This window comes from Streptomyces sp. NPDC057654 (assembly GCF_042800135.1).
Taxonomy (GTDB): domain Bacteria; phylum Actinomycetota; class Actinomycetes; order Streptomycetales; family Streptomycetaceae; genus Streptomyces.
In genome coordinates this window covers 1-2,294 of sequence record NZ_JBHVHQ010001122.1, presented here as the reverse complement: position 1 = coordinate 2,294, position 2,294 = coordinate 1, and the positions used below count along the sequence as shown (strand labels likewise).

Sequence of the window (2,294 nt, the reverse complement as noted above, 5' to 3'; positions counted from 1 at the left end):
CGGTGGCCGTGTCGGCGGCGGCCATCAGCGCCTGCCCCGACAGCGCGCCGCCCTCCCGCGCCAGCGCGTCCGACCACGGCAGCCGCAGCACCGCGTGGCGCTCGCCCGTCTCCGTCACGGTCAGCCCCAGCTCCCGCACCCACGGGGCGAAGTTATCGGCGAGGATCTTGTCAGCGGCTTCGTTCGTCAGCGTCATCGCGCCATTGTGGCCTTGACGCGGCCACCGAGGAACGCCGTACGGTCGCGGCGTGAGTGCCGACGACGTGTTCGCGCCCGAGACGTACGCCCGCGGCGTGCCCTACGACCTCTTCCGCGAGCTGCGGGCCACGGCCCCGGTGTGCCGCGTCGAGGAGCCCGCCGACGGGCCCTGGCCGGCCGGCCCCGGATTCTGGGCCGTCTTCCGGCACGCCGACGTCCGGCACGTGCTGCGCACCCCCGAGGACTACTCCTCGCACCTCGGCGCCACCCAGATCCGCGACCCCGACACCCCCGCCGACCTGGCGTTCGTACGGTCCATGATGCTCAACCAGGACCCGCCCGGACACGCGCGGCTGCGGCGGATCGTCGCGGCGTCCTTCACCCCGCGCGCCGTGCGCGAACTGGAGGAGGTCATCGAGGCGCGGGCGCACGCGCTGATCGACGGCGTCGCGGCGCACGGCGACGCCGACTACGTGGAACTGGCGGCCGACCTGCCGGTATGGACGCTCGCCCACGTCCTCGGTGTGCCGGAGCGCGACCGGCGGCTGCTGTTCGACTGGTCCAGCCGGGTGATCGGCTATCAGGACGAAGATTATGCGGGGTACGGCAAGGGTGATGGGGAGGGGCTCAGCGATATGGGCCGTGCGGCCGTCGCGGTCCGCCCGGCGCTGCGGGCCCGGCCGGACGGGAGCGCGGTCAACCCCCGCTCCCGCGCGGCGCTCGCCGACATGTTCGCGTACGCGCACGCGCTGGCCGAGGCGCCCCGGCCCGGCAGCGTGATGGCGCACATGCGGGAGGGCGGGCTGGACCGCGAGGAGTTCGAGAACATGTTCTTCCTCTTCGCGGTGGCCGGGAACGAAACGCTCCGCAACGGCATCCCCGGCGCGCTGCTGACCCTCCTCGACCACCCGGAGCAGTGCGCGCGGTTCGTGGCGGAGCCCGCGCTCACCGGCTCCGCCATCGAGGAACTGCTGCGCTACTGGCCGCCCGTGATGGACTTCCGGCGCACCGCCGCCCGCGACGTCGACCTGGGCGGAGTACGTATCCGGCGCGGCGAGAAGGTCGTCGTCTACCACGCCTCCGCCAACCGGGACGAGTCCGTCTTCCCCGACCCCGACCGCTTCGACATCACCCGCGCCCCCGGCCCCCACGTCAGCTTCGGCCACGGCCCGCATCTGTGCCTGGGCGCGCACCTCGCGCGCGTACAGCTGCGGGCCATGCTGCGCGCCACCCTGGAGCGGCTGCCCGGACTCGAACGGGCGGGGGAGCCCGTCCGGCTGACCTCCAACTTCCAGAACGGGCTCAAGCACCTGCCCGTCAGATGGCGAGCGGAGCGCTGACTCGGTGACGAATCGTCAGACGGCGAACAGGACCGTGAACGGGCCCGTCGCATCGCCCACCGCATGGCCGAACGGCGAGTCGAAGTCCCAGATCAGGAAGAGGAGGAAGGCGATGAGCGCGCTGTAGATCCCGGCGAGCAGCAACTCCCGCCCCGAGCGCCGGATCTGCAAGGTGAAGATCAGCCCTACGGCCACCACCGCCCCGACGACCAGCCCGAACCACACCACGCCGGGCATCGTGTCCCCGGCGTTGTGCGCCCGCTCGCCCCGCGCGTCGTCCACCGCGCCGACCTGGTCCAGCAGCGGCTGGTACGACTGGTTCTCGTGGTCGTCGCGCGGTACGTACGAGGTCACGTCCTCGCGCACCTTGTCCAGCAGCTCGGAGCCACGGTCCGACAACTGGCCCGTGTCCAGCATCCGCGGCCACTCCTTGTGCACCACGTAACTGACGTACGCGTGCACGTCCTCGCGCGTGGCGTCGCGGGCCGTCGGCGCGTACGCCTGGACCCGCTCGCTCACCTCGTGCAGCGCCTGCGCCTCGACGCGCACCCCGTCCTGCGCCGCCGTCCGCGCCTCCCACACCCCGGCGATGGCCAGGCCGAGCACGATCGCATAGACCACGCCGACCATCATGGTCATGTACTCGATGACGTCGGGCGTCTCGCTCGGATCGTCGTCTTCGCCGACTCTGCGCTGTCTGAGCACCGTGATCGTCAGGACCACGGCGCACGCGGCGGCCATCGCCAGGGTCAGGAC

General features: G+C 72.3%; 3 protein-coding genes. 1 reads left to right on the top strand and 2 read right to left on the bottom strand.

Going from position 1 to position 2,294, the window contains the following annotated elements:
- Positions 1–196, bottom strand: a 196-nt coding sequence (locus tag ACFU99_RS41165) for a PaaI family thioesterase (RefSeq protein ID WP_384403182.1), incomplete at its 3' end; no start/stop codon positions are given.
- Between the two features lie 52 nt (positions 197–248).
- On the opposite strand from ACFU99_RS41165, the gene ACFU99_RS41160 reads away from it, so the two are divergent.
- A complete protein-coding gene (locus tag ACFU99_RS41160; protein ID WP_384403179.1) occupies positions 249–1,538 on the top strand; it encodes a cytochrome P450 in 1,290 nt (429 codons plus the stop codon).
- A 15-nt stretch (positions 1,539–1,553) separates the two neighbouring features.
- On the opposite strand, the gene ACFU99_RS41155 is transcribed toward ACFU99_RS41160, so the two are convergent.
- A partial coding sequence (locus tag ACFU99_RS41155; RefSeq protein WP_384403176.1) for a hypothetical protein occupies positions 1,554–2,294 on the bottom strand: 741 nt, incomplete at its 5' end.